Origin of the sequence: Enterobacter sp. 342 (genome assembly GCF_036663495.1) — a bacterium.
Lineage (GTDB): Bacteria > Pseudomonadota > Gammaproteobacteria > Enterobacterales > Enterobacteriaceae > Enterobacter.
The window spans coordinates 209,922-231,760 of sequence record NZ_JAWUEI010000001.1 but is presented as its reverse complement, the minus strand read 5'-3'; the positions used below and the strand labels follow the sequence as shown (position 1 = coordinate 231,760).

General features: G+C 49.9%; 18 protein-coding genes and 3 pseudogenes. 5 read left to right on the top strand and 16 right to left on the bottom strand.

The features are described from left to right. The first annotated feature begins 19 nt into the window (after nucleotides 1–19). Entirely contained in the window at nucleotides 20–967 is a 948-nt protein-coding gene (gene prs / locus V6E55_RS01155; protein ID WP_003856663.1) for a ribose-phosphate diphosphokinase, read from the top strand. Between the two features lie 124 nt (nucleotides 968–1,091). Beyond that, the gene (dauA, locus tag V6E55_RS01150) at nucleotides 1,092–2,771 is read left to right on the top strand and encodes a C4-dicarboxylic acid transporter DauA (protein WP_129995612.1); all 1,680 of its coding nucleotides are present in this window, start codon (nucleotides 1,092–1,094) and stop codon (nucleotides 2,769–2,771) included. On the opposite strand, the gene V6E55_RS01145 is transcribed toward dauA, so the two are convergent. Beyond that, nucleotides 2,757–3,815: a MerR family transcriptional regulator gene (locus tag V6E55_RS01145; protein ID WP_316941966.1), complete on the bottom strand. Its 1,059-nt coding sequence runs from the start codon at nucleotides 3,813–3,815 to the stop codon at nucleotides 2,757–2,759. The genes dauA and V6E55_RS01145 overlap by 15 nt on opposite strands. A 120-nt stretch (nucleotides 3,816–3,935) precedes the next feature. After that, complete coding sequence (ychH, locus tag V6E55_RS01140; RefSeq protein ID WP_114976988.1) at nucleotides 3,936–4,211, bottom strand: stress-induced protein YchH; 276 nt, start codon at nucleotides 4,209–4,211, stop codon at nucleotides 3,936–3,938. Nucleotides 4,212–4,485: 274 nt separating this feature from the next. Between ychH and pth the strand changes: the two genes are divergently transcribed. Beyond that, nucleotides 4,486–5,070, top strand: a complete 585-nt coding sequence (pth, locus tag V6E55_RS01135; RefSeq protein ID WP_129995610.1) for an aminoacyl-tRNA hydrolase — start codon at nucleotides 4,486–4,488, stop codon at nucleotides 5,068–5,070. Nucleotides 5,071–5,196: 126 nt separating this feature from the next. After that, nucleotides 5,197–6,291 (top strand): redox-regulated ATPase YchF, encoded by a 1,095-nt coding sequence (gene ychF, locus V6E55_RS01130; protein ID WP_010432886.1) that lies wholly within the window; start codon nucleotides 5,197–5,199, stop codon nucleotides 6,289–6,291. A 54-nt stretch (nucleotides 6,292–6,345) separates the two neighbouring features. On the opposite strand, the gene V6E55_RS01125 is transcribed toward ychF, so the two are convergent. The 6 genes and pseudogenes from V6E55_RS01125 to V6E55_RS01105 all read right to left on the bottom strand — a co-directional run. Then, entirely contained in the window at nucleotides 6,346–6,639 is a 294-nt protein-coding gene (locus V6E55_RS01125) for a YciI family protein (protein ID WP_129995609.1), read from the bottom strand. Nucleotides 6,640–7,031: 392 nt separating this feature from the next. Then, nucleotides 7,032–7,550, bottom strand: a complete 519-nt coding sequence (locus V6E55_RS01120; RefSeq protein WP_316941965.1) for a hypothetical protein — start codon at nucleotides 7,548–7,550, stop codon at nucleotides 7,032–7,034. 60 nt (nucleotides 7,551–7,610) lie between these two features. Next, nucleotides 7,611–7,703, bottom strand: a pseudogene (locus V6E55_RS25750) (RHS repeat domain-containing protein); the annotation flags it as partial. Nucleotides 7,704–7,839: 136 nt separating this feature from the next. Beyond that, entirely contained in the window at nucleotides 7,840–8,322 is a 483-nt protein-coding gene (gene comJ, locus V6E55_RS01115) for a competence protein ComJ (RefSeq protein ID WP_129995608.1), read from the bottom strand. Nucleotides 8,323–8,465: 143 nt separating this feature from the next. Next, the gene (locus V6E55_RS01110; protein ID WP_316941964.1) at nucleotides 8,466–8,897 is read right to left on the bottom strand and encodes an immunity 26/phosphotriesterase HocA family protein; all 432 of its coding nucleotides are present in this window, start codon (nucleotides 8,895–8,897) and stop codon (nucleotides 8,466–8,468) included. A 304-nt stretch (nucleotides 8,898–9,201) separates the two neighbouring features. Beyond that, nucleotides 9,202–10,391 (bottom strand): annotated as a pseudogene (locus V6E55_RS01105) (RHS repeat domain-containing protein); the annotation flags it as partial. Between V6E55_RS01105 and V6E55_RS01100 the strand changes: the two are divergent. Then, nucleotides 10,385–10,480: pseudogene (locus tag V6E55_RS01100) on the top strand (DUF933 domain-containing protein); the annotation flags it as partial. The pseudogenes V6E55_RS01105 and V6E55_RS01100 overlap by 7 nt on opposite strands. A 104-nt stretch (nucleotides 10,481–10,584) precedes the next feature. Here the strand turns inward: V6E55_RS01100 and V6E55_RS01095 are convergent. The 8 genes from V6E55_RS01095 to tssI all read right to left on the bottom strand — a co-directional run bounded on the left by V6E55_RS01095 (nucleotide 10,585) and on the right by tssI (nucleotide 21,820). Continuing rightward, nucleotides 10,585–11,010 (bottom strand): hypothetical protein, encoded by a 426-nt coding sequence (locus tag V6E55_RS01095; protein WP_129995606.1) that lies wholly within the window; start codon nucleotides 11,008–11,010, stop codon nucleotides 10,585–10,587. A 306-nt stretch (nucleotides 11,011–11,316) separates the two neighbouring features. Continuing rightward, nucleotides 11,317–11,808 carry a hypothetical protein gene (locus V6E55_RS01090; protein ID WP_129995605.1) on the bottom strand — a complete coding sequence of 164 codons (492 nt, stop codon included), beginning with the start codon at nucleotides 11,806–11,808 and terminating at the stop codon, nucleotides 11,317–11,319. Beyond that, entirely contained in the window at nucleotides 11,798–12,127 is a 330-nt protein-coding gene (locus V6E55_RS01085) for a hypothetical protein (protein ID WP_316941963.1), read from the bottom strand. The genes V6E55_RS01090 and V6E55_RS01085 overlap by 11 nt, the downstream gene beginning before the upstream one ends. Before the next feature lie 520 nt (nucleotides 12,128–12,647). Continuing rightward, entirely contained in the window at nucleotides 12,648–13,643 is a 996-nt protein-coding gene (locus V6E55_RS01080; RefSeq protein WP_316941962.1) for a hypothetical protein, read from the bottom strand. Then, on the bottom strand, nucleotides 13,643–18,031 hold the full coding sequence (locus V6E55_RS01075; RefSeq protein WP_316941961.1) for an RHS repeat-associated core domain-containing protein: 4,389 nt from the start codon (nucleotides 18,029–18,031) through the stop codon (nucleotides 13,643–13,645). The genes V6E55_RS01080 and V6E55_RS01075 overlap by 1 nt, the downstream gene beginning before the upstream one ends. A 3-nt stretch (nucleotides 18,032–18,034) precedes the next feature. Continuing rightward, complete coding sequence (locus V6E55_RS01070; protein WP_316941960.1) at nucleotides 18,035–18,475, bottom strand: DcrB-related protein; 441 nt, start codon at nucleotides 18,473–18,475, stop codon at nucleotides 18,035–18,037. An 85-nt stretch (nucleotides 18,476–18,560) separates the two neighbouring features. Then, entirely contained in the window at nucleotides 18,561–19,259 is a 699-nt protein-coding gene (locus V6E55_RS01065; RefSeq protein ID WP_316941959.1) for a hypothetical protein, read from the bottom strand. Then, nucleotides 19,259–21,820, bottom strand: a complete 2,562-nt coding sequence (tssI, locus tag V6E55_RS01060) for a type VI secretion system tip protein TssI/VgrG (protein ID WP_316941958.1) — start codon at nucleotides 21,818–21,820, stop codon at nucleotides 19,259–19,261. Before tssI ends, V6E55_RS01065 begins: the two co-directional genes overlap by 1 nt. Nucleotides 21,821–21,839 lie beyond the last annotated feature (19 nt).

Genomic DNA, 21,839 nt, shown 5'->3' with positions numbered 1-21,839 from the left:
CATGCCTGAGGTTCTTCTCGTGCCTGATATGAAGCTTTTTGCTGGTAACGCCACCCCGGAACTAGCACAACGTATTGCCAACCGCCTGTACACTTCCCTCGGCGACGCCGCCGTAGGTCGCTTTAGCGACGGCGAAGTCAGCGTACAAATTAACGAAAATGTACGCGGTGGTGATATTTTCATCATCCAGTCCACCTGTGCTCCAACAAATGACAACCTGATGGAACTGGTTGTTATGGTCGACGCTCTGCGTCGCGCTTCAGCAGGCCGTATCACTGCTGTAATCCCTTACTTCGGCTATGCCCGTCAGGACCGTCGTGTTCGTTCTGCACGTGTACCTATCACCGCCAAAGTTGTCGCTGACTTCCTGTCCAGCGTCGGTGTTGACCGCGTACTGACCGTTGACCTGCACGCAGAGCAGATCCAGGGCTTCTTCGACGTCCCGGTTGATAACGTATTCGGCAGCCCAATTCTGCTGGAAGACATGCTGCAGCTGAACCTGGACAACCCAATTGTGGTTTCTCCGGACATCGGCGGCGTGGTACGTGCTCGTGCTATCGCGAAGCTGCTGAACGATACCGATATGGCGATCATCGACAAACGTCGTCCGCGCGCTAACGTTTCTCAGGTGATGCATATCATCGGTGACGTAGCTGGCCGTGACTGCGTGCTGGTTGACGACATGATCGATACCGGCGGTACGCTGTGTAAAGCTGCTGAAGCACTGAAAGAACGTGGTGCCAAGCGCGTATTCGCTTACGCAACTCACCCGATCTTCTCCGGTAACGCGGTAAACAACCTCCGTAACTCTGTCATTGACGAAGTTGTGGTGTGCGATACCATCCCACTGAGTGACGAAATCAAAGCGCTGCCAAACGTGCGTACTTTGACCCTGTCCGGGATGCTGGCCGAAGCGATTCGTCGTATCAGCAACGAAGAATCCATCTCAGCTATGTTCGAACACTAATCGAGCACGGCCAAAAAACCCGCTGCGGCGGGTTTTTTTGTCTTTAATATTTATTTGTATGATTAATGCCTCCTTCACCTGCCATTCACATGACAGATGATGCGCATCTGGAAGATAGATAATTGTGAAAAACGTAACCTCCTCACATGTTCTGCCCTTTCGCGCCCTCATCGACGCTTGCTGGAAAGAGAAATACACCTCGTCACGCTTTCTACGTGACCTGATAGCCGGGATCACCGTCGGCATTATCGCCATTCCGCTGGCAATGGCGCTGGCGATTGGCAGCGGCGTTGCACCGCAGTATGGTCTTTATACCTCGGCCGTTGCCGGGATCGTCATTGCCCTGACCGGCGGTTCACGCTTCAGCGTCTCTGGCCCGACCGCTGCCTTTGTGGTGATCCTCTACCCGGTTTCCCAGCAGTTTGGTCTGGCAGGCCTGCTGGTTGCCACCCTGATGTCCGGCGTCTTTTTGATTTTGTTTGGTCTTGCCCGTTTTGGCAGGTTGATTGAATACATCCCCCTTTCCGTGACGCTGGGGTTCACCTCCGGGATTGGTATCACCATCGGGACCATGCAGATCAAGGACTTCCTCGGTCTGCAGATGCCCCACGTACCGGAGCACTACCTGCAAAAAGTGGGGGCGCTGTTTATGGCGCTGCCGACCGCCAACCTGGGCGACGCCGCTATCGGGATTGTGACGCTGGGTACGCTGATTATCTGGCCTCGTCTGGGCATTCGTCTCCCGGGCCATCTGCCCGCGCTGCTGTTGGGCTGCGCGGTGATGGCTATCGTCAATATGTTCGGTGGCCATGTCGCCACTATCGGCTCGCAGTTCCACTATATTCTGGCTGATGGTTCACAGGGGAGCGGAATTCCGCAGCTGTTGCCACAGTTGGTGCTGCCGTGGGATATGCCCGGTTCCAGCTTTACGTTAAGCTGGGATTCGCTGCGCGCCCTGCTTCCTGCGGCCTTCTCAATGGCCATGCTGGGGGCGATTGAATCTCTGCTCTGTGCGGTAGTTCTGGACGGCATGACAGGAACGAAGCATAAAGCCAACAGCGAGCTGGTTGGTCAGGGCCTGGGCAACCTTATCGCACCGTTCTTTGGCGGCATCACTGCAACGGCAGCCATCGCACGCTCTGCGGCAAACGTGCGTGCCGGGGCAACATCCCCTATTTCGGCAGTGATCCACTCCGTGCTGGTGATCCTCGCCCTGCTTATCCTTGCTCCGCTGCTCTCCTGGCTACCGCTTTCTGCCATGGCCGCCCTGTTGCTGATGGTGGCCTGGAACATGAGTGAGGCGCATAAGGTGGTGAACCTGCTGCGTCGCGCGCCGAAAGACGACATTATCGTGATGCTGCTTTGTATGTCGCTGACCGTGCTGTTTGATATGGTCATCGCCATCAGTGTCGGGATTGTGCTGGCTTCCCTGCTGTTTATGCGCCGTATTGCGCAGATGACGCGTCTTTCCCCGGTGAACGTCGAGGTGCCTGACGATGTGCTGGTTCTGCGTGTGATTGGTCCACTGTTCTTTGCCGCCGCAGAGGGGCTGTTCAGCGATCTCGAATCCCGCATCGCGGGGAAACGGATTGTGGTGCTGAAATGGGATGCTGTTCCGGTGCTGGATGCCGGTGGACTGGATGCCTTCCAGCGCTTTGTGAAACGTCTCCCGGAAGGCTGTGAACTGCGCGTGAGTAACCTGGAATTCCAGCCCCTGCGCACCATGGCGCGCGCAGGTGTGCAGCCAATCCCTGGCCGACTCTCCTTCTACCCTAACCGGGAAGCCGCATTAGCGGATCTGTGAGTGGCCTGATGCAGAGTAACGTCTCTGCATCATCACTCCAATCGCCTGCTGGAGCCATTCAAGCACAGCAGGCGTCATCCATGTTCCTTTCATGATATGCGGTTCCTGCTGCATGGCAGTGCGAAACTTTTGCTGGGTCTCCGGGTTGGTGCCCGCGTAAGACTGGAACAATGCCAGCCAGTTTTCAGCCAGCTTTTGCGCTTCCTCCGTGGCAGGATCGATATTTTCCCGCTGCGCCTGATGCAGTTTCGCCACCAGCGGCGGCCACTCCATCATGCGGTCAAAGTAATGTGCCCGGGTAAAGGCCATCTCTTCGGCAGTAAGATACTTCTCCCATATGCTGAGCTTAGATTCAGCAAAAGCACGCGTGATGTAATCCGTCATTTCCGGCGTGATGCCGGTCTGCGCCTGCATCTGCGGTTCAACGCTGTGCATCTCGTTCAGCCGGGTGAGAAACTCCGGCTTGCCCGCCGTGTCCTGCTCCAGGCGTTCCATCCAGCGCGTCGCCAGATCCATCGCCCGCGCGTCCGTAGCGGGTATATGGTGCTCCAGTAGCGTGTTGGCCTCTTTAACCAGCCCTGACCAGATAGCCGCCAGCGCATCCTTCTGCACCGCAAACGGCAGTTGCTGTAACTCTTCTTTGCTAAACCAGCGATCGTACATATTCATTAACTCCAGAGTCTGTAGCCAGGATTCCAGATCCGGTGTCGCATCGTCGAGAAGCCCGGTTCGCAGCTCCACCAGCCGGTCGCGCAGCGTATGTATGCTACGCAGCTGTTTATCCAGCAACGTGATTTGCGCATCGAGTAACTCGGTTAACGACAGCGACTCCTGTTCCAGGAAATCCCTGATTTCAGCAAGTTCCAGCCCCGCTTTTGCCAGCGCCTGGATCATATGTAGACGCTGGACATCCGCCAGGTTGTAAAGCCGGTAACCTGCCGCGCTTCTGGCAGAAGGCAGCAACAACCCTGTTTGATCATAGTGGTGCAAAGTCCGCACGGTGATCCCGGCACGTTTCGCCAGCTCACCCACCTGAATCAACATAACTGCTCCTTTTCTTTGCCAGTGGCGCCACTCTGGAGCCTTACGTTACGTGAGGGTCAATCCTTGATGCAAAAAAAAACGGCTCCCCAGGGAACCGTTTCGGTGTTCTTTATCGTAGCACTAGCTGTGCTTATGCTGGTCGCGACGACAGCGTTTGTCGTAGTGGCGCAACCACCAGTATTTGTCACACACTTCCTCACGGCCGCTCATGCGAGCCCCTGCCAGCCACAATACCGCACCAATGAAGATGCTCAATATCGCGCCATGCGCGAAGTATTGCGGGAGATCAAGCTGCGGCAGTTGGTTTAAAATTGAATAACCCACGCCAGCTACCATCACGAACAGTCCCAACCCCATCAGCACGTTACCGAATAACGAAGCGTTTTTGCGTTTCATGTGTCACCTCCGGAACTTTGGGTTGTCAGGGGAAAAGCCCCTAATCCTTGTGTGTAAAGTATAGACAACGCCCCTTTTATGAGTTGCGTGAATGATCACAATTACCGATAACGTCCAAACAAAAGTTTACAAATAAGACTTTGAACAGCTTGAAATTCTAATTGTTCAAATAAGAAATTATTCGTATTCCGCTGTGGAGATCGCAGAATTTTGTCAAGCGGCTCGTCAGACAGTAAACTACGCGCCAGATCTGGAACCCATTAGGAATTGAATCGTGACGATTAAACTGATTGTCGGCCTCGCCAACCCAGGCGCAGAGTATGCGGCAACACGCCATAATGCCGGGGCATGGTACGTCGATCTCCTGGCCGAGCGGTTACGTGCTCCCCTGCGTGAAGAACCTAAATTCTTTGGCTATACCTCACGTATCAACCTTGCTGGCGCTGATGTTCGTCTGCTGGTGCCAACCACCTTTATGAACCTGAGCGGTAAAGCCGTGGCGGCAATGGCAACGTTTTATCGTATCAACCCGGATGAAATTCTGGTGGCGCACGATGAGCTGGATCTCCCGCCTGGTGTGGCAAAATTCAAACTGGGCGGCGGGCACGGCGGTCACAACGGTCTTAAAGATATCATTAGCAAGCTGGGCAATAACCCGAATTTCCACCGTTTGCGCGTGGGAATCGGTCATCCGGGCGATAAAAACAAAGTTGTCGGTTTCGTACTCGGTAAACCCCCGGTTTCTGAGCAGAAACTGATTGACGATGCGGTAGACGAAGCGGCTCGCTGCACTGAAATCTGGCTGAAAGATGGGTTAACCAAAGCGACAAACCGCTTACACGCTTTCAAAGCGCAATAATCCGCCCGATACGGCTTTTTTACCGCGCGGCATGCGGGTTACGTGTATAATAGGCGTAGTTATTTACTTTTCATCAATCGGTTATCGTTAACGGATTGATTATCAAGATATTAAGGTGATTTAGAAATGGGATTCAAATGCGGTATCGTCGGTCTGCCAAACGTGGGCAAATCCACCCTGTTTAACGCGCTTACCAAAGCGGGTATCGAAGCGGCGAACTTCCCGTTCTGTACCATCGAACCTAACACCGGTGTTGTGCCAATGCCGGACCCGCGTCTGGACCAGCTCGCGGAAATCGTAAAGCCTCAGCGCATTCTGCCAACCACCATGGAGTTCGTGGATATCGCGGGTCTGGTAAAAGGCGCATCCAAAGGTGAAGGTCTGGGTAACCAGTTCCTGACCAACATTCGTGAAACCGAAGCGATCGGCCACGTTGTGCGTTGCTTCGAGAACGACAACATCATCCACGTTAACAACAAAGTGGATCCGGCTGACGACATCGACGTTATCAACACCGAGCTGGCACTCTCTGACCTCGACACCTGTGAACGCGCTATTCACCGCGTGCAGAAGAAAGCCAAAGGCGGCGACAAGGATGCGAAAGCGGAACTGGCTGCGCTGGAAAAATGTCTCCCACAGCTGGAAAACGCGGGCATGCTGCGTGCGCTGAAAAATCTGACGGAAGAAGACAAGGCGGCAATCAAATACCTGAGCTTCCTGACCCTGAAGCCAACCATGTACATCGCCAACGTTAACGAAGACGGTTTCGAGAACAACCCGTATCTGGACAAAGTCCGTGAAATCGCAGCGGCTGAAGGGTCTGTGGTTGTGGCGGTTTGCGCTGCGGTTGAATCTGACATCGCCGAGCTGGACGACGCTGACCGTGAAGAGTTTATGGCCGAGCTGGGTCTGGAAGAGCCGGGCCTGAACCGCGTGATCCGTGCAGGCTACGAGCTGCTGAACCTGCAGACCTACTTCACCGCTGGCGTGAAGGAAGTGCGTGCGTGGACGATCCCTGTGGGTGCGACTGCGCCTCAGGCGGCCGGTAAGATCCACACCGACTTCGAGAAAGGCTTTATTCGTGCGCAGACCATCGCGTTTGAAGACTTCATCACCTACAAAGGTGAGCAAGGCGCGAAAGAAGCAGGCAAGATGCGTGCGGAAGGGAAAGATTATATCGTTAAAGATGGCGATGTGATGAACTTCCTGTTTAACGTTTGATTTGTTTTGAATGAAAAAAATCCACGCTTTGGCGTGGATTTTTTTATTCCGGGGTTAAAACACATTTTCCAGGAGTTCTGTTTTCATGCTGGGTTCAAATGGAATGATCTCAACAGTCGCAAGCTTTAACCTCTGAAAAGGATCATCGCGTAAGCGCTCTTCAAGAGAGGCAAGGCTCTCACATTTCGCGAGAATGACCCCACCGTTTCTTGGGATCCGTCTACCGGACGCCAGGAATATCCCTTCTTCGTACCCCTTTTTAAGCCACTCAACATGAGCAGGTATCGCTGCGTCAACCTCTTCAAGGGGTTTTATATAGGTCAAAATGACAATGTAAACCGTGCTCATCCTTTGCCTCTTAGCTCTGTTTTAAACCGCTTGTTGGAACTGCTTATGCAGCTCCTCTTTTGCCACCCGGTATTGGTATAACGTTTATGTGTATTTTAATCTTAATACGCGGGTCCGGATTGGGACAACACGTTAAGAATCATAGGAAAAAACCAATCATGCCAGCCGTTTTTTACCGCACAGTTACTGACAATGACGACTTCCCTTGGGAGAGTGGGTGTTAAGCAATAAAAAAGTCCCTTGGGGAGGTGCAGAGAAATATATTTTTAACACAGTGCATTGAAGTTTGTCAAAACGGCTGGTAACGGCTTTTGTTCATTTAATATAAAGAATAATTAACGTGTTGAATAGAACATTGCATAGTCTAAAAATGATATGCCGAAAGTATATTTTTACCCTTTAGCGATCACAACGCTTCTATAATCTGTTTCATTTTTTATCCAGAACATTTCATCTTGAGGTAACGATCCATCACTGCAGAAATCAACAAGTTCACCTAACCACCCATCAGAAACATATTTGTGATAATGCATACTCTCAACATATTCAGAAAATAGTCGCTTACTATCAAAGTCTATAAATAAATCCGGCATTAGATCATATATATCCCACCAGGTTGTTTTTTCTGAAAGTCTATTGTAAAACGCCTCAGCTATATCATCCTTATCGTATAAATAACCATCTTTAATTAAGTTATCAATGAATATCTGTACGTTTTCTTCATTTACTACTGGTATGTCATATCTTTCCTTATGGATATCCTGTAGGTTTATTTCTACCCCGCTTTTCACAAAATCGTCTACCCATTTAACTCTGTCCAAAATCCACTTTTCTTTAAAGGCAACAAACCAAAAAAATCTTCCTTCGTTCTTTACTATTACAAGGAGTTCATCATCTTTATTAACATTCATATAGCAACCTAATTTACATTCCCCGAGCCTGGAATCGCTACTTCTTCAAGCTCCATAAAGTGAAGGGCTCTGCGCATTGCCGGTAAAGACGCGGCGATGCAATCGGCCAAGGCTGTCGTACTCGCTGCGGCTGGTCAGCAGCCCTTGGGGGCGGTGGGAAAGATTACATCGTCACAGACAGCGATGTGATTAACTTCTTGTTTTACTTTTGATTTATTTTTAACGAAAACTCCATACAGTGGCGTGACGTAGTTTTTTTATATTCCAATTTTACTTATTTTATATTAACTTAAAAAAAACCTTCTTTGAGAGGATAATCTTTTATTCCTCCCCAAGGGTCATCTAGCAAAAACTTAGCAGTAATAGCTTCTTTCGTCGGTACAAGAGTGAAATTATAGTAAATTTCATCCCCTTCACAAATCTCATAAAAAAGTGAATAAACTTTATCGTTCATATCTATATTTAAATCGAATTTCTCAGTTACAGAAGCGATTTGCAGCTTATGTTTATCCGTAATGAAAAATGGTACAACAATACAGCGCTGAGCATTTTCATCCAATTTGAAAGCATTCTCTATTTTGATATTGACGTTTGCTCCAAACGCGTCCTCTGGTAATGGATCGAATATAACATAATCCTTGTGTAGAACAGCACCTTGAGAAACATTGCCTTTTCCCCACTGACTCAGTTTTTCGTCATAATCTCGGGAACGTAAAAATATTTGACTATGCGAAATCAGTAGGTCAACTATTTGTATTTTTTTATCATTCATTACATTACCTCTATTTTTATTCTCGCTCTACCTATAATGTGAGTTCAAGCCATCAAAAAATAAAACTCCTGTGATATTTTTCAAGGCGTTATTGAGTGACTGTAATACGAAAGGTGACAGGGGAAGCACCCTTCTCCTGATACTCAAATATTGGTCAGAATGTTATCGACAAGCTCAAACCCTGATACCCCCATTGTTGTGTAATTAGGGTATTCTGCAACAGATAATCTCCTGATCTCGTCCTCTCCATTATACAAACCACCTGCATAATTAAATATTTTCAGTTGTTTTTTTTCTTCTGTGAGATCACCGTAACCAATAATTTTCCAAACGCCTTTGCTGATATTTTGGTTGCCAGTAAAGATAACTTTCATCTCCTTACCAAACTTTTCAAAAACTAAAGGCGTTAATGAACCGCTATCCATAAGTTCTTCAGTATGCTGTAATGATAATATGCAGAACCCTATTGCTTGCTTAAATTTTTTGCTTGGAGCAAAAACAATATGACAAATCGCATATTCCCCATTACTCAATGGAATGACAAAAATGTCACCCTCTTTATATTTTACTTTCATAAGCCATTACCGTCCAGAATTGATAACGCATCTTTCAATACTTTCCCACCCCAATCGCTACAATGACCCGCAATATCATATGTGCTAGCATTTGGGTTATTAGGACTATATGACCTGATTTTATTGAGAAGATTTGTTAAGGAATTCGTTGACTTAGCTCCACCATTAAGATCCATAATCCTTTGTTCCAAGTATTTAGCCTCAGCTTTGGTCAAATTATTATCAAATATGGTTAGCTGTTCCAAATGAGATTTACCCGGTGTATTCGCATGGCTATTCAATCGCGTTGGTGCATCCCCACGTCCTACATAGATAATATTCTTTCCTCGTGTAACACATACAACCCTTGTCCATTTACAGGATCATAATGTTTGCCTGTCCCCCCAGCCCTACGTGTGGAAGTTAACCCCTTACAAGACGTTAGACCTAAAGGATCTATCCAGATTTTAGGATTAGAAGCATAGCTGTAAAGATTTATCCCCCCGCCAGCTCTATCGGGTCCTGCTGCGTAAACCTTCCGCAGTCCGGGTCGTAATACCGGAACAGATTGTAGTGCAGCCCTGTCTCACGGTCCAGGTATTGCCCCTGCATCCGCAGGTTCTGAGAATATCCTGATAGCTGCGTCTCGCTTTCCCGCAGCAGCTTGCCCCAGGCGCTGTTCACGCCTTCCCAGCGCACCTGCCCCTCGATATCCGTCATCCGCTCCGGCGTGCCGTTCGGCTGGCAGTGGAACCAGAAAATCTCCGGCGCTTCCACGCCGTCAATACGCGCCAGCGGGTCGTAACTGTCCTGGTCGCTGTAAACGTAGGTCAGCGGCACATCCCCGTGCACTTCCTGCAGCAAGCGGAACCCCTCCCAGACAAACCGGGTGGTGACCAACTTACCGACTGGCTGTCCGCCCAGCATCTGGCGACGCGTTTTGCTGATGCGGCGTCCGAGCGGATCGTAGCGGAAGCTGACCTGCGTCTGCGGTTTATTGCGGTCCCGCGGCTGGCTGATAACCTCCGTCAGGCGATGCTCACCATCGTAGCGGTAGTGCCAGCGGGTCTGGCCGTTATCCTTCTCCACGGTGCGGCCGTGGATGTCATAGTGCCAGCGAATGCCGTTCAGCTGCGTCAGGCGGTTGTGCGTGACCTTCTCAGCGGATCCTTCGAGCGGGTTACCGGCCGCATCCCAGCGCCACTGCTCCTGGCCGGGCAGCGTGCCGTCCTGGACCAGCAGGCGCCCGGCGCTGTCGTACTGCCAGCGGTACCAGCTGAACGGGTTATCGTCCCGCTCTTCGCGCACCAGGTTATTGCGGTAGTCATAATCCCAGCGGCGGGACCAGCGACGCGGCGACGGGCGCTGAGCGTTGCCGGTAAAGACGTCCCGGCGATGCAGGCGGCCGAGGCGGTCGTACTCGCTCCGGGTAGTCAGCAGCCCCTGGGTGCGGCTGGTCTCCCGGTGAAGTTCGTCGCGGGTAAAGTCAGAGACCGACAGCTTATCGAGAGCAAGGCGCGAAAAAAGCAAGCAAGATGCGTGCGGAAGGGAAAGATTACATTGTTAAAGATGACGAAGTGATGAACTTCTTGTTTGATTTTTGATTTTTGATTTTTGATTTTTGATTTTTGATTTTTTATTTTTTATTTTTTATTTTTTATTTTTTATTTTTTATTTTTTATTTTTTATTTTTTATAGATTAACGAACTTACGCCCTCTTGCGCAGATAGAACTCAAGATATTTTTCAGGTCTATCCTGAAAAGCACGCTCTTTGCCATAGTTATAAGCATCGTTAAAATATTGATACGCTTCCTCGAATTGATTCAACTCATAACAGGTCATACCGAGATCGATTAAGGGTGCAGTGTCTATATCCGATTCACGCGTCCTTAATGTCGTTTCTCCCCATTTCTTTGCCTCAGCATAATCCGCGAGATCAAAATATACACTGTACATGCAAGCAGAGATCCAGTTGGCGAGCTCGCATTCGAGCTTTGGCTCAGGGAGAGCTTGCCAGGCTTTTTGGTATTGCTCTAAAGCCTCGGCGTATCTTTTATCGTCGTGAAACTCATTTCCTTTTTCAACAAAGGAGTTGATTTCAGATTCAATTTGTTGATCTTCAAGGTTTTTCATGGGAAGATGTTCCTTGATTGAAAATTCTGATATTGCTCTTCCGCAACCCTTATTAGGCTTTGTAGTGTTACCCTATAATCCTGCATTTACACTAGATTTAATCTTTCCACTCTATATTTAACTCAATTAATCTTAAGATTTTTAAATATACACTCCCGAATGTTTAATTAAAATTTTCAATGACGTTCCTTGGCAAAACAAAATAGCCTCCGGAAAGGTAATTACAATTATACTTCCCCCCTGGCAATTTTCTATTTCCCATCATTAAATAATTGCGAGATTTTTTCACACCAATATGCATCCAATTCAAATTTTTATATTATTCCATTTACAATAATCCTTCCAGGATTTTTCATCTCTGAAACCAGTGCGATAATTGCAATAAATTGCGCCAGAGCAATTCCAATGGTCATATGCCGCATCAATATGGCCCCAAGAACCATGAATTGGGAGATCAATATTCGTTTTTTCTTTGAACCATTCCCTTAATCTTTTTGTTACTTTTCCCTCTGGTTTCTTTTGCTCTCCATCAATTAATTTATCAGGTGCGAAACTCCATCTACCTATAATGGCATTCCCATCATTAGGTTTAATAAAGTTAATTATTAAATAAATATCACCATGTGTGTTTCCTTTTATGTTAAAAATAGCTCTATAAGAGACTGTGTTATTTCCCTTATCTGGCCAAGCCTCCCAATTTAAATTGTTATTATCCATTATTTCTTTTTTGGTCGTAAATGGTGTAAGTGCCTGCATTTTATTGAATAAGAAAGCGCCTGTATCTATATCAATATTCATAGCCATATTCCGATATCAAAAGGCTTGTCAATAGGCTCAAGCACAGTTTTATAATTTGACAGGAAAACTGTGTTCGTCCTCCCAGGCCAAAAACAGCAGGATCTTGTGATAATGCTTGTCCTGTTCCAGCAACTGCATCACGTTTTACTCGGTAAGCCTGAATTTGGCTACGGAATCCATATATTCTATGCGGCTTCACCTGCAAACTCTCCCATAGTTTTTGTCTACTACCGCCGGCGGCATCGAGAGTTGCCTTATCAAAATAAAAACCAGATTGTTCGGGAGCACCACCATAAACGACATCACCTTCTTTTAACATTGTGTTAGACCACACGTCGCGTCCTTTATACTCCCCATGACCTTGCCACTACCTACCGAAGTCAGCCTGATTATGGTCATTTGCTTTCGTCAGTGCACATCTTAGTTTCACCCCCCACGGATCAACTCACCCCAGCGAATTCAGCGCATACTGGCAAAGGTTTATCCCCCCTGCACAATCGGGTCCTACTGCGTAAACTGCCTACAAGCCGGATCATAATATCGGAACAGGTTCCAGCGAGCGCAATGTGTCCTCTTCAGTGAACGTTTTGAGCGCCGAGAGGGTAAAATCATCAATAACCAATCAAGATAATAAGATGCTTTTGGTTATGCGAATAATCCGTACTTTTGTTAGATGCATCCGCTCAGGTAGTGCATGAGGTATACATAATTATCTATTCGCAACGATCGAACCGTAAATTTCTTTACCAGCTTTACCTTATTTTTTAAGCATCGAGGGCTCTACGGCGGTTCCAACTTTGAAGCCATAACACCCTCGATTGCCGTCGGATATTTATACATTAAATCGAGTATATTAAATTAAATAACATATACCCCTCCCTTTCAGGCTTGACATTATATTCATCAATTAACTTTAAAATTTTAGCTTCATCAACGAAAAAACCTCTATACACTATAGCTGAAATAATTTTTTCAAATACATCTTGAGAAACGTTTTTTCTTAAGGCTTTAAGATCTTCTAAATTATCTCTAACAATATAATATGAGTAATTCATTAGTATGAAATTTGATATCAGTAAGTTTTTTGTAGACTGATACTTATCAAAACATTGCTCCAAAGCTTTGTATATTACTTTCTTGGATTTTTTGTACGTATACATGAAAGTATTAGGATCGCTAAGATAACAATTTGTATCATTAAACAACAGGTGATTATTTTCCTTATCCTCAATAAATAAGAAACTCAATACCGATGATTGATAGTGTTTTATAGATTGAGTATCCTCTAGGTCTTTCTTTTTCCCTAATTGCAGGTAAAATTGTTCAAGCAAAGACAACACTGATACATTGTCGTGCTGAATGGTATTTATACAAAGCCCATCATTAGTTATACATAGTAGATTATACGAATCATAATCCATGCCCATTTCAAAGCACAAAAATCTTAAAAAATAATTTTTTGCTTTTATTGCGTAATCTTCTTTGCTATTTTTTAAAGAAACGAGTTGATATATATAAAACAATATGAAGATATCTTTATCAATACGCTGCCGATTATCTATTTGAAATAGATAACCTAATCGAGACAGGAAAACTTCGAATGCATACATTCCATCTTCACTTAAGCCTAATTTCTTCAATGACCGATGAAACATAATTTTAGGAAAACAAGTTTGCCAACGACTCAACTCTGCGGGCTTTCCTTTTTCTTTTTTAAAACAAACGGAAAACAGATCCGGCTCATCTTGCACATAGAAATATTTTCCAAAACTATCAATCTCTGCTCTCGCATTAGTGAAGTGTTCGATTTTATGTAGATACATTTCAAAAATCATTAAGTAATCCTCTTACCACATTTTTTCCAATTTCCTTTAGCATCTTTCTTTTCAATATGGAATGAAGTGATTTTATCATTAAACCGAGAAAGAATATTTTTACCAATACCCTTTGCTCCAGGTTCATTTCTCTTTGATAGAACTCCGTCTTTCAGCCCAGTTTCTTTATAATCAACTTTTGATATATCACTGTGTTGATTAAGAAGCTCAACCCCAGAGTCATTCACAGTCATAACTGCACGATATTTTTCATTTCCGGGATTAAAACCTGGTCGACTATCATGATTAACCCATATGGCTTTATCACCACGATTATTGGGAACCAATCCGCCTTTACCACCGCGTTCAGAAGCTGATGCAATCGCTTCATCTTTACTCATATAGCGTATAACTTCCTCTTGCTTTAATCCCAAAGGGTCTATTCGGGTGAGACTATTTGCACCATACTGGTAAAGGTTAATCCCCCCCGCCAGCCCTATCGGGTCCTGCTGCGTAAACCTTCCGCAGTCCGGGTCGTAATACCGGAACAGATTGTAGTGCAGCCCTGTCTCACGGTCCAGGTATTGCCCCTGCATCCGCAGGTTCTGAGAATATCCTGATAGCTGCGTCTCGCTTTCCCGCAGCAGCTTGCCCCAGGCGCTGTTCACGCCTTCCCAGCGCACCTGCCCCTCGATATCCGTCATCCGCTCCGGCGTGCCGTTGGGCTGGCAGTGGAACCAGAAAATCTCCGGCGCATCAACGCCGTCAATACGTGCCAGCGGGTCGTAGCTGTCCTGGTCGCTGTAGACGTAGGTCAGCGACACGTCTCCGCGCAGCTCCTGCAGCAAGCGGAACCCTTCCCAGACAAACCGGGTGGTGACCGGCTTGCCGACTGGCTGACCGCCAAGCATCTGGCGGCGCGTTTTGCTGATGCGGCGTCCGAGCGGGTCGTAGCGGAAGCTCACCTGCGTCTGCGGTTTATTGCGGTCCCGCGGCTGGCTGATGACTTCAGTCAGGCGATGCTCACCATCGTAGCGGTAGTGCCAGCGGGTCTGGCCGTTATCTTTCTCCACGGTGCGGCCGTGGATGTCATACCGCCAGCGAATGCCGTTCAGCTGCGTCAGGCGGTTGTGCGTGACCTTCTCAGTAGATCCTTCCAACGGGTTACCGGCCGCATCCCAGCGCCACTGCTCCTGGCCGGGCAGCGTGCCGTCCTGAACGAGCAGCCGTCCGGCGCTGTCGTACTGCCAGCGGTACCAGCTGAACGGGTTATCGTCCCGCTCTTCGCGCACCAGGTTATTGCGGTAGTCGTAATCCCAGCGGCGGGACCAGCGACGCGGCGACGGGCGCTGAGCGTTGCCGGTAAAGACGTCCCGGCGATGCAGGCGGCCGAGGCGGTCGTACTCGCTCCGGGTAGTCAGCAGCCCCTGGGTGCGGCTGGTCTCCCGGTGAAGTTCGTCGCGGGTAAAGTCAGAGACCGACAGCTTATCGAGGGCAATGCTGAGCAAATGCCCGCTGCCGTAGTAGAACTGCTTCAGCTCGCGGCCATCGGGCAGCGTGACGGTCGTGCGGTTGCCCAGCGCGTCATACTGCCACGCCAGCTCACCGTGCTCACCCGCCTCGCGCGTCACGCGACCGAGCGCGTCATACTCAAAGGCGAGCTCCTGCTCTGCCTCGGTGGTCCACGCGTCGGCTGAAAGCGCAGGATGAAGCCCAATCCGGCTTAACAGCCCGGACGGCGTGTAGTTGTAGCGAGTCTGTCCTTCCGGCGTGGTGCGGGCGACAAGCTGGCCGCCCGCGCTCCAGGCGAAAGCATGAGTGATGGAATCCGGATGACCGGCGGCAAAGGTGCGCGCAATCGTGCGCCCGCAGGCATCATAGCGATACTGCGAGGCCACGCCATCGAGCCCCACCTCTTCCAGCAGCAGCGAATCTGCTCCCCAGCGGAACTGATACGCTTCGCCGTTTTCGTTTTCCAGAGCAATCAGACGCCCGCGGCTGTCCCAGCGGCGGCGAACCTCTTCGCCCCGGGTATTGCGGATGGCGGTTAAGCGCCCTGCCTCATCGTATCTGAACTCACTTTCTTTCCCGTCTGCGCCAGCATGCTTCACCGGCAGGCCACGTTCGTTCCATTTGAGCGACTCCGTCCAGCCTTCCGGGCGATCAAGCTGCACCGGACGCCCTGCCGCGTCGTAGCGGTAATGGGTCTCTTCACCGTCAGCGCCTATCTCAGCCGTCAGCCAGCCCAGCGGATGATAACGATAGCGGGTCGTGCGGCCAGAGCAGTCCGTAGCACGCACGACTTGTCCGGCCTCGTTGTACTCCTGGTAGCGGCTGTTCCCGGCGGCGTCCACCTCTTCAACCACCTGACCGAACTCATCCCGTCGCAGCTGCGTGGTCTGCCCCATCGGGTCCACCACACGCTTCAGGCCGTGATGTTCGTCGTACCAGAACCGGGTGGCGCTGCCGTCGGCTTCAATGATGGCTGACGGCAGCGCACGGTGCTCCAGCCAGGTCGTGGTGCGGGCATTGCCGTCGGCGTCGATCTCCTGCACCCGGTTGCCCATGTCGTCGTAGACGAAGGTGACGACGTTCCCGAGCGGATCGATGCGTTGCGCGAGGAGTTCGTTGTCATCCCACGCGTAGCGCCAGTTCTCGCCGCGCTCGTCAACGTAGCGGACTATCAGATTTTGCGCGTTCCAGTAGTGCTGACGTTTCTGACCATCGTAGTGTTCAACGGTGGTCAGCCCGGCATTCAGATCGTAGGTAAAGCGGCAGCCATCCCCGGTGCTGGTGCGGTTTTCCACTACGCGCCAGTGGTCAAATTTTTTCCAGCGGTATTCACTTTCCAGACCGCCCGGCAGGCGATGCCAGACCATCAGGCCGTGGTCGTTATAGCGGTATTCACGCGTCACCACGCCGGAGGCATCCGTCGCACTCGCCAGCTGTCCACGCGCATTGTAGCGCCACTGCATCAGCGGCCATGTCTGGTTACCGTCAAAATGGCTGGCAGCGGTAACGCGCTGCGGGAAACGTTCATCTTCATAGCGCAGGGTGACGTCTATCGCCCGCAACTCATCGTGCAGACCGACCAGCCTGCCGTGCTCGTCCCACTCCGTCAGCAGAGCGTTGCCGTATTCGTCGCTGAGAGAGGCCAGACGCAGGATAGATGGCTCCGCCCGGGTTGGTTTATACAGACGCCACACCGCACCGTCATCGTCGGCAATCGCCACGTCGCCGCTCTCATTACGGCGGATAATGACGCCTTCGCTGATGCTGTAAAACGCGTGGTCAACCGACGGCAGCTCAAAAGTCAGCTCTCGTCCGGTTTCATCGAACCAGGTGGCGTTGTTCTCTTCCAGCGTCAGATAGCTGTCGAAAGTCGTTGCCCAGCCCAGACCGAACAACCCTTCGCGGGTGGTCAGGCTGTTATAGCTGCGCTGCCAGCGAAGCGGGAAACGCCCCGGCAGCGAGAAGTCAAGTTCGTCGTCGTCATTCAACACCTTCACGCCGGTGGCGGCGTGAACCGGATGCGAGGAGCCAAACACGGCATTGACGGCCATATCTGCCAGCATCCCGCCGCCGGCTGCCGCCAGCGCACAGGGCATGTTTTTCAGGATCTTGCCCGGACGCCCACGCAGCAAGGATAGCGCAATCATTCCCAGCGCCAGCCCCGGCGTTTTACCGCTTTTGATATCGCGGACCGTCAGCGTATCGCCGCCAATGATCACGTTCGGGTAAACATCATCGGAAACGGTGCCTTCGCAAGTGGTGCGATCTTTCGCACGCACAGCGGGTTGTCCATTGATGAAGACGCTTTTGGAGCCTTCTGCCAGATACTGCGGCCCGGAGTGTTTTTCGCACGCCACCTTGTCCTCTTCCAGCGGTGAAGTCCCCGCAGCGGCAGATGCCACACTCGGCTGCCACATTTCACTGCCGAATTGTCCGGCAGCGGAAAGCAGCATGCCCGCGTAATCGGCAAAGCTACCCGGGGACTGCGGTTCTGGTGAAGGGGTATCCGCGGGTGTCAGCGTGCCCGCCGCGCGTGCAGCAGGGATCGCATTCGTCAGAACGTTATTCGAGCCGGTGGTGATTTTACCCGCAGGTGATGGCGGGAAAAGCGCATTGCCTAATCCCTCCGCAGCGTTGCTGATATCGTCGGTGATGCCCGCCACGTTTGCCAACACGCCGCCAATGATGCCGCTCAGCAAACAGCTGGAACCAATCGCCGCCACACCTGCGGCAGCAGCCCCCGCCCCCAGCAATGGTGCAGCCACGGTGGCTGCCGCGCCCACCGCCGCACCGATCACCGCATAGGCGGCACCTTCCGCCACAATGCTGGTGATGTCAGCAAAAATGCTGGAGTGAATAATCTCGTCGCCCTTACGGGCTGCGTTGCTATCGCTCATGCCTTACACATTCCGGTTGTCGTTTAGCGTCAGACTCTGCTTAAGCGCGCCCCAGCGCACCTCGTCCTCTTCGGTGAAGGCTCTGAGTGCCGAGAGGGTAAAAATCATCAATACCGGTTTGCCCGGTGTCTGTACGGCCAGCTGTTTTTGCCACAGGCGCTGGCCATTACGGTCAAAGGTGGTCTCAACTTCCAGCCCGTTAATTTTTCCCTCAGGACCCGCTTTTACGTTGCGGAATTCACTCTGGGCAATCTCACCCATCTGAGGACGCAGCGCATCCCACTGGCGGTGGAACTCTTGTTCGTAGTTGCTGCCATCCGGGATAACGCCGCGGCTGACCACCACGGACAACCCGCTTTCGTCATCACGAATAATGTTCATACTGTTATCCTGCCAGGCAGCAGGGAATAGGGAAAACGAACCTTCCTGAAGGGTGTATTTCATAAGTGAACCCGGGATGATTAATATTAAAAAAAGTGAAGGCAAAAAAAATAAAGGCCAGAGAATGCTGACCTTTTAATAATAGATTCTATTTATTAACCCATTGACCTGGCTGATCAACTAAAACATGGCTACCTTTACTGACTACCAATTTTAATGGGTTATAAGTAACTGTATAGATAACTTCGCCATTTCTAAATAAAGAACCAATTACTTTTCCAGTTGCATCGTTTAACGTCTTCCCATCTAAAGAAATTGTACTATTGTCACCCTTTCTAATTCCAAGATAAAACATATCATTGCAGTCGCTTTCAAACGAACCGCATTTATTTACTAGAGTAACATTGAATTTATCGGTAACAAAAATTCTTTTTTCGGACGCCGGTGATTTTAACACTTTTGTTAGTTTATAATTCCGTGGAACATAATATTCACCTTTCAGTGGCGATGTAATTAAAGTCCAGAGCATTTTATCACCAACCACTTCAAGTTTCGCATGTCCCTTTTCACCACCAAATGAAGAATTAAATTCCACATTTGCTCGATTTTCAGCAATAACACCCTTTAGATTATTTTCATCATCTGGGGGACAATCAATACGGTTACCGTTTTGCGTAACATAACAATAACTACCATTCACATTTTGACCAACTTGTGTTAATCGTAAAGTGAACGTTGACTCATTTTTTTGCTCTCCGCTCCACTGACCAGAAAACATATCTTTAGCTATTACATGGCCACTATTAAAACCTGCAACCATCAATAACATTACTAATTTTATATTCATTACAAAACCACCTGTGCACACCGATCAACTCGATTTAACCAACCTGTCAAAAACTTAGCATTTTTAGAATTATTTACCACAAGATTTTCATAATATTCTTTACGGATGTCTGATATTCTGGATGTAAGTTTCGCTGAATCGCTTACGCTGTTCATTGCTTCTATTGTCTTAGGTCCTATTTTCCCATCTGCAATCAACTGCTGGCCAAACTCATTATTCAGCAATTTCTGAATTTGTTTACCGGCTCCACCCGATGTTATTGTCCAATCGTAAGACATTAGAGCAAGTTTTGGATCCTTAAGATTATTAAATCCTGAGGGCTCCCAGTAGCGTTTACGGTAAATTGTCTCAGCTTGTTCATTTGTTAAATTTTTCAGGTTATCCAGTGTGGGTTCAACGCCAAGATCTTCTTTAGCATATTTCTGCCATGTTTTCCACGCAATTCCTTTATTGGTAGCACCCCCAGCGTCGTTAGGGTCATTAACGTATCCACCTTCATTCTTGAAAATAATAGGTGAGATCTTTGAAAATTTGTCCTCACTTTGATTCGGTGTTGCTGAAGTGGCATTACTTACTGTTGCTTGAGGTGCTGGTTTCATTGCAGACTGTGATGGCACAGGAGATGCTGCTGCCCCTCTCTTGCTTTGGCCAGGCGCAAAATACGCCTGCACCGCAGCATCAATATCCCCTTTATGTCCCGCCCCCGGTGCCGTGGTACCTGGATTTGTGCCGGAGGTATTCAGATGCAGCTTACCGCCTGTGGTGATATAACCATCGCCCTCAACAAAGAAGTTAAACTCTTTCCCGATTAGGTTGATTTTGCCGTTAGCATTCAGCTCAATGGCGCTTTCACCAGAGACCAGCCGCAGCTTCGTCCCGGAAGCAATGACATACTGCTCTACCGCCGCATCCAGCTTGCCTTTACCCGTCAGGATTTCGGTTCCACCTTTTACGGCCTGGATTTGGTTTGCTTCCACCCGATGCAATTCATTTTTCTTAACATAATGGCTGCGTTCCCCGCCGACGCTGTGCGTTTCATCATTTTTAACGCTGGTATCCATATTGCGCTCGGCCTGGATCCACACCTGCTCTGCACCTGCTTTGTCCTCAAAACGCAGGGCGTTCGCGTTGTCGACAGAACCGTCTTTCGTGCGGCTCATAAAGCCCATCTGCGTAGCTGCAGCCGGTAGCGCCCACGGCGGCATACTCGCGTCGTTATACACACGGCCGGTAATAATCGGACGGTCCGGGTCGCCGTTGATAAAGTCCACCACCACCTCATCGCCGACGCGCGGGATCTGCACTCCACCGTAACCCTGGCCTGCCCAGGCACTCGACACGCGTACCCAACAGGAGCTGGTGTCATCGCCCTTCGCCAGACGGTCCCAGTGGAATTTTACCTTCACGCGGCCATATTTATCTGTCCAGATACTTTCTCCCTGTGGTCCCACCACTTTCGCGGTCTGCGGGCCGTAGGTACGTGGCCACGCCGTGGACTGCAACGGACGGTAGACCACCGCCGACGGGATAACCGTGAAATCAGTACGGTGAATGGTTTCCCCCTCGCCGCTGGCGTAGCGGTTCTCTTCGAGGTGGTAACCTGCGGCCGTCACCAGATACTCACCGTTATCGCTGAAGAACGGCGCGTTGGTTAACGTGAAGGTGTGGCCTGGCGCAATTCCTGCCGCCGTCGCGGTGGCCTGAATCTGCTGATGCTCCACCTGCCAGCGCTCCTGGCGTATACGGGCATAGAACTCCGCATGCCCAGTTTCCACAAAGCGACCCGGCCAGTCGTAGACGTCGATGCTGCCCGGTTTCGGTGACGCCGGGTTCTGCTGAGCCTGGAACAGCCACGCATTCGGCTTGCGGAAGTCATAGTCATCGAGGCTGTAAATCCCCGGCGTGACGCTGTCTTCCAGCGCCCACTGGCTGATGCCCTCTTCGTCCGTACTGCCGCCGGACGGTGTCTGGTGGTAAGGAATGACCTCATAGCCACTGAACGGCTGATGCTGCGTCGCGGCGTCGGTCAGCACCAGCGTATGTTTGTCCGCTTCGTGATTAAAGTGATACGCAATCCCTTCCAGCTCCATCAGACGGCTGATGAAGTCCAGACTGGACTCCTGATACTGCACGCAGTAATCCCACACCCTGTAGCTGCCGGTGAGTTTATCCTCAACGTTGACCTGATGCTCACCCAGCAGGGTTTTCACAATCTGTGGCACCGTCTGGCCCTGGAAGATTCGCAGGTTACGGTCACGTTTCATCGGCCACAAATCTGGCTCTACCGTCAACTGATAGACCGCATAGCGGGTGCCCGTCAGTTCAACGGCGCTGACCCCCACACGTGTGACTTTGCCGTTGATGTAGCGGGAAGTGAGCAGATTCTGCGTCGGAATGGTGACCGTGACCGGCTGCCCCAGCAGTTTACTGCGGTCAATGCGCGCATCCTTGCCGAGCAGCGTCAGCGTCAGCGCGAACGATTCTGACATCGCCTCGCGGCCCGTCAGTTTCCAGAAAAGAAGCCCCTCCACCGGGAGCTGAACGGTAATTCGGTTGAGCATAATCGTTAATCCATATGGC

Excerpts from the sequence above, each read along its gene's own strand:
- comJ (WP_129995608.1), bottom strand. The coding sequence starts at position 8,322 with ATGAATGATAAAAAAATACAAATAGTTGACCTACTGATTTCGCATAGT.
- V6E55_RS01090 (WP_129995605.1), bottom strand. The coding sequence starts at position 11,808 with ATGAATATTGATATAGATACAGGCGCTTTCTTATTCAATAAAATGCAG.
- tssI (WP_316941958.1), bottom strand. The coding sequence starts at position 21,820 with ATGCTCAACCGAATTACCGTTCAGCTCCCGGTGGAGGGGCTTCTTTTC.
- V6E55_RS01110 (WP_316941964.1), bottom strand. The coding sequence starts at position 8,897 with ATGAAAGTAAAATATAAAGAGGGTGACATTTTTGTCATTCCATTGAGT.
- V6E55_RS01070 (WP_316941960.1), bottom strand. The coding sequence starts at position 18,475 with ATGAAATACACCCTTCAGGAAGGTTCGTTTTCCCTATTCCCTGCTGCC.
- V6E55_RS01095 (WP_129995606.1), bottom strand. The coding sequence starts at position 11,010 with ATGAAAAACCTTGAAGATCAACAAATTGAATCTGAAATCAACTCCTTT.
- V6E55_RS01085 (WP_316941963.1), bottom strand. The coding sequence starts at position 12,127 with ATGTTAAAAGAAGGTGATGTCGTTTATGGTGGTGCTCCCGAACAATCT.
- V6E55_RS01065 (WP_316941959.1), bottom strand. The coding sequence starts at position 19,259 with ATGAATATAAAATTAGTAATGTTATTGATGGTTGCAGGTTTTAATAGT.
- V6E55_RS01125 (WP_129995609.1), bottom strand. The coding sequence starts at position 6,639 with ATGAGCACGGTTTACATTGTCATTTTGACCTATATAAAACCCCTTGAA.
- V6E55_RS01145 (WP_316941966.1), bottom strand. The coding sequence starts at position 3,815 with ATGTTGATTCAGGTGGGTGAGCTGGCGAAACGTGCCGGGATCACCGTG.
- V6E55_RS01075 (WP_316941961.1), bottom strand. The coding sequence starts at position 18,031 with ATGAGCGATAGCAACGCAGCCCGTAAGGGCGACGAGATTATTCACTCC.
- ychF (WP_010432886.1), top strand. The coding sequence starts at position 5,197 with ATGGGATTCAAATGCGGTATCGTCGGTCTGCCAAACGTGGGCAAATCC.
- V6E55_RS01120 (WP_316941965.1), bottom strand. The coding sequence starts at position 7,550 with ATGAATGTTAATAAAGATGATGAACTCCTTGTAATAGTAAAGAACGAA.
- V6E55_RS01080 (WP_316941962.1), bottom strand. The coding sequence starts at position 13,643 with ATGATTTTTGAAATGTATCTACATAAAATCGAACACTTCACTAATGCG.
- ychH (WP_114976988.1), bottom strand. The coding sequence starts at position 4,211 with ATGAAACGCAAAAACGCTTCGTTATTCGGTAACGTGCTGATGGGGTTG.